The sequence below is a fragment of the Pseudomonas batumici genome (assembly GCF_000820515.1).
GTDB lineage: Bacteria > Pseudomonadota > Gammaproteobacteria > Pseudomonadales > Pseudomonadaceae > Aquipseudomonas > Aquipseudomonas batumici.
Genome location: NZ_JXDG01000028.1, coordinates 1 through 5,375, shown reverse-complemented (window position 1 = coordinate 5,375; position 5,375 = coordinate 1). Strand labels below are relative to the sequence as shown.

At 66.3% G+C, this 5,375-nt stretch carries 1 protein-coding gene; it reads right to left on the bottom strand.

The window, feature by feature from the left end; all coding sequences use genetic code 11:
- On the bottom strand, window positions 1–5,375 hold a 5,375-nt coding region (locus UCMB321_RS10930), incomplete at both ends, for a non-ribosomal peptide synthetase (RefSeq protein ID WP_040066411.1).

Here is a 5,375-nt window from a genome sequence, read left to right as displayed (position 1 = left end):
GTCCTGCAGATCCGCATCGTCGAGATTGATGACCGGCACCTGCACCGCCGGCAAGGCTTCCTGCACCGAGTGCTGGCTGAGCAACGCCACCGGAGCGCTGTCACCGAGGGTGTAGGCCAGACGCTCGCGAGGATAGGCCGGGTCCAGCGGTACATAACCGGCGCCGGACTTGAGGATACCCAGCAGGCCAATGATCATCGCCGGGCCGCGCTCGACGCAGATCGCCACCCGATCGTCCGGGCGCACGCCCAAGGCCAGCAGGCGATGGGCAACCTGGTTGGCCCGGGCATTGAGTTCGCCGTAGCTCAGACTTTCATCCTGATACACCAGCGCCACGGCCTCCGGCCGCTCTTCGGCACGGGCTTCGAATTGCTGATGGATCAATGCATCGGCAGCATAGGCCTTGCCTGACTGGTTCCAGTCTTCGAGCAACTGCTCGCGCTCGGCCGGCGGCAATATCGACAGCGCATGCAATGGCGTCTGTGGCGCCTGTTCCAGGGCCTGGACCAAGCCGTCCAGGGCCGTCTGCAAGTAACCGCAAAGACGCTGCGCACCAATGCTCGCGGCCACCAGCGTGGTGAAGTAGAAACCGTCGCCCAGATCGTCGACGTTGACGGTCAACGGGTAGTTGGTCCGCTCTTCGCCCACCAGGGCCTGCATGCCTTGCCAGGCGCTCTGGCCTTGCTCGGTCACCACCGTGCTGCTGTGGCGGTAGTTGAGCAACGCGCTGAACAGCGGTGCCGGTGCAACCACGCCGCTGCAACGCTGGGCCAAGGCCAGGGAGGCGTGTTCATGCCCGAGCAAGGCGGTCAGCCGCGCATGGGTCGCCTTGACCCCGTCACGGACTTCCCGTTCACCCAGGTCAACCCGCAGCGGCAAGGTATTGATAAACATCCCCAGGGCCCGTTCGGCGCCCTCGCCGGCCTGCATCCGGCCGAACAGCACGGTACCGAACACCACCTGGTCACGCCCGCTGACTTGCCCCAACACCTGGGCAAACGCCAGGTGCACCAGGCTCGCGGCACTGACCCCAAACTGACGGGCCTGGACCCGCAGACGCTGGCTCAAACCGGCGTCCAGGGCCAGGTGGGCCTGTTCGATGGCATGGCCGTCGCCCTGCACATCCTGCAGGCCGAACGGCAGCGTCGGCTCGTCTATATCGCCGAGCATTTCCCTGAAGAACGCCTCGTGGGCGTGCTCGCTGACCCCCAGGCGGGCCTGGGCGACATAATTGCGATAGGGCACGGAGACGCCCAGTTGATCGGTCTGGCCCAGCAGCCAGGCCTGCATTTCCTGCTTCACCTGGTCCAGCGCGGTGTGGTCGAGGACCATATGGTGGAACAGCAAGGTCGCCAGCCAGCGCTGGTTGGCCGTGTCCAGGGCGAAGACCAGGCGCAGCATCGGCGCCTGGCGGACATCCAGGCGCACCCGGCGTGGATCGAAAAGCGCCTGCAACTGCTCGGCGATATCGCCGACGCGAGGATCCAGATGGACTTCCTCGATGCTCAACTCGGCACGGCGCCAGACCACCTGCAACGGCTCGTCGAGGCTTTCCCAGTGCATGGAGGTGCGCAGGATGTCATGCCGGTCGATAACCGCTTGCAGCGCGTGGGCGAAATCGTTCAGGCGGGCGCGGCTGTCAAAGGCGAACTGCGATTGCAGCACATAGGGGTCGCCCTGCTCGGCGCTCAGGTGGTGGTAGAGAATGCCTTCCTGCAACGGCGCCAGCGGGTAGATGTCCTGCACATTCGCCGCGCCACCGGGCACCGTGGCCACGACGCGGTCGATAGTGGCCTGGTCCAGGCTGATCAGCGGCAGCATGTCCGGGGTGATGCGCTGGCAGTCCGCGGCAATCGCATTGGCCGGAACCGCCAGGTCGCTGACCGCGCCCACGGACGCTGCCAGGGAGGCCAGGGTCGGTTGGCCGAACAACACGCGGACATCCGCCGCCAGGCCGACCTGGCGCATGCGCCCGATCAGGTTGACCGCCAGCAGCGAGTGACCACCGAGTTCGAAGAAATGGTCATGCCGGCCGACGCGTTCGACCTTGAGCACATCGGCCCAGAGCCGCGCCAGGGTGATTTCGATATCGCCCTGGGGCGCTTCGTAGCCACGGCTGACCAGCGCCGCCAGATCCGGCGCCGGCAGTGCCCGACGGTCGATCTTGCCGTTGGCGGTCAGCGGGAAACTGTCCAGGGCGACATAGGCCGACGGTACCATGTAGTCAGGCAGTTGCGTTTGCAGGTAGGCACGCAGGGTTTCGATTTCCAGCGTGGCGTCGGCCGAGCTGTAATAGGCCACCAGGCGCTTGTCGCCGGGGTGATCTTCACGGGCCAGGACCACGGCCTCCTGGATCTGCGGATGGCTGGCCAGGCGGGTTTCGATTTCCCCCAGTTCGATACGCAGGCCACGGATCTTCACCTGGTCGTCGTTACGCCCCAGGTAGTCGAGATTGCCGTCGGCCAGCCAGCGCGCCAGGTCGCCGGTCTTGTACATCCGCGCCTCGGGCTCGCCGCTGAACGGGTCCTTGAGGAAGCGTTCGGCGGTCAGTGCCGCGCGGTTCAGGTAACCGCGGGCCACGCTCGCGCCACCGATATAGAGTTCGCCGGGCACGCCCATCGGTACCGGACGCAGCTGCTCGTCGAGCAGATAGACCCGGGTATTGGCCACCGGCTTGCCGATATGCAGCGTCGCGGCGTGTTCGTCGATCAGCCCGGAGGTCGCCACCACCGTGGTTTCGGTCGGGCCGTAGTTGTTGATCAGGGCGAAGCGCTGGCCCTGGGGGAACTGTCGCAGGCGGTCGCCGCCGATCAGCAGGGTGCGCAGGGTCGGGTGCTGCAGCGACTGGCTGAAGGCATATTCGGCAATCGGTGTCGGCAGGAAGCTGACGTCCAGAGGTTGCGCCAGCCACCAGGCCAGCAGGCCGTCGACATCTTCACTGCCGGCCTTGGCCGGCGGCAGGTGCAAGGTGGCGCCGACACACAGCGCCGGCCAGACTTCCCAGGCCATCGCGTCGAAGCCGAAGCCGGCGACGCTGGAGGTCTGGCTGCCCGCTTCCAGGGCGAACGCCTGGCAGTGCCAGCTCACCAGGTTGGACAGCTGACGGTGCTCGACCATCACGCCCTTCGGCTCACCGGTGGAGCCCGAGGTGTAGATCACATAAGCCAGGCTGGACGGGGTCAGCGCGGCGATATCCAGGTTGTTGTCCGACTGCGTGTCGACACCCGCGGCGCTGCGGGATTCGGCATCGAGCAGCAGTACCGGCACATCCGCCGTTGAAAGACGTTCACGCAGGTCGGCCTGGGTCAACAGCACCCGTGGGGCGCTATCGCGCAACAGGTAGGCCAGGCGTTCCGCCGGATGAGACGGATCGATCGGCACATAACCGGCGCCGGACTTGAGGATCGCCACCAGGCCGACCAGCATGTCTAGGCTGCGCCGGGCGCTGATAGCGACGCGGTCATCCGGTTGTACGCCAAGGCCGCGCAGATGATGGGCCAGCTGGTTGGCCTGACGATTAAGCTCGGCATAGCTCAGGCTTTGGCCTTCGTGGACCACCGCGAGCGCGTCGGGGGTCGCGAGAACCTGGGCTTCGAATTGCCGGGCAATGGTCAGGTCGACGGGATAAGGCGCGGAACTGCGGTTGAAACCTTCGAGCAATTGCTGCTGTTCGGCGGCCGGAACTACCGACAGCGCGGACAGCGGCGTCAGCGGCGCCTGCTCCAGGGCATCGGCCAGATTGACCAGGGCCGTGTGCATGTAGTCGCAGATCCGTTGCGCGCCGATCACCTCCGGAGCCAGGACACTCAGGGCGAAATCTTCACCCAGGTCATCCACCGACAGGGTCAGTGGGTAGTTGCTGCGCTCCTCGCTGCCGAGGATCTCAATGCCTTGCCAGGCCTGCACGGCCTGTTCGGAAACACTGTCCGAGGCACTGTGCCGGTAGTTGAGCAGGCCGCTGAACAGCGGCGTCGGTGCGGCCACGCCGCTGCAACGCTGGGCCAGGGCCAGGGAGGCATATTCATGGCCGAGCAGCGCGGTCAGCCGCGCGTGGGTCGCCTTGACCCCGGCGCGCACACCCTCCTCGCCCACGGCGACGCGCAGCGGCAAGGTGTTGATGAACATCCCCAGCGCCCGTTCGGAGCCTTCACCGCCCTGCATCCGGCCCATCAGGACGGTGCCGAAGACCACGTCCGACTTGCCCGATAGAGCCCCCATCACCCGCGCCCAGGCCAGGTGATGCAGGCTGGCGGCACTCACCCCCAACTGCCGGGCACGGGTTCTCAGGCGCAGGCTCAGGGTCGGCGACAGGACCTGCGAGGCTTCCTCGATCTGCTGGCCTTCACCCTGCACCTCGCGCAGGCCGATCGGTAGCGTGGGTTCGTCGACATCCCCCAGCATGTCGCGGAAGAACACCTCGTGTTCCTCGCGGCTCAGGCCCAGGCGCGCCTGGGCCACATAATTGCGGTATGGCACCGGGCTGCCCAGTTGTTCGGCCTGCCCCAGCAGGTACGCCTGGATTTCATGACGGACGACCTCCAGGGTCGTATGGTCCAGGGCCATATGATGGAAGCGCAGCATCGCCACCCAGCGCTGCCCGGCTTCATCCCGGGCAAACACCAGTTGCATCAGCGGCGCGCGGGTGACGTCCAGACGCGAGTGACGGCTGTCAAAGCGCTCCTTGAGCTGGCCGGCCACGTCACCGGCACCCGAGTCGAGTTCCACGGCTTCGCATTGCAGCCGAGCCTGGCGCCAAACCACCTGGACCGGTTCGTCCAGGCCTTCCCAGAGCACGGCGGTGCGCAGGGTGTCATGACGGTCGATCACCTGTTGCAGTGCCTGGGCAAAATCATCCAGGCGCTGACGGTCCTGCACCGTGAACATCATGTGCAGGACATAGGGATCACCGGCCACGGCTGACAGATGGTGGTAGAGGATGCCTTCCTGCAACGGCGCCAGCGGGTAGATATCCTGCACATTCGCCACGCCACCCGGCACGCTGGCGACAATACGGTCGATGGCGGCCTGGTCGAGATCGGCCAGCGGCAGCATATCCGGAGTGATACGTTCGCAACCTTCGGCAATCCGGTTGGCCGGCACGCTGACTTCACGGCCCCCGCCCACGGCGGCGGCCAGCGCGGCCAGGGTCGGCTGGCCGAACAGCACCTGGACATCGGCACTCAGGCCGACCTGGCGCATGCGCCCGATCAGACTGACCGCCAGCAACGAGTGGCCGCCCAGTTCGAAGAAGTGATCATGGCGCCCGACCTGCTCGACCTTGAGCAAGTCGGCCCAGATCTGCGCCAAGGCGATTTCGGTTTCGCCCTGGGGCGCCTCGTAGCCACGACGGATCAGTGCATCGGCGTCCGGCGCCG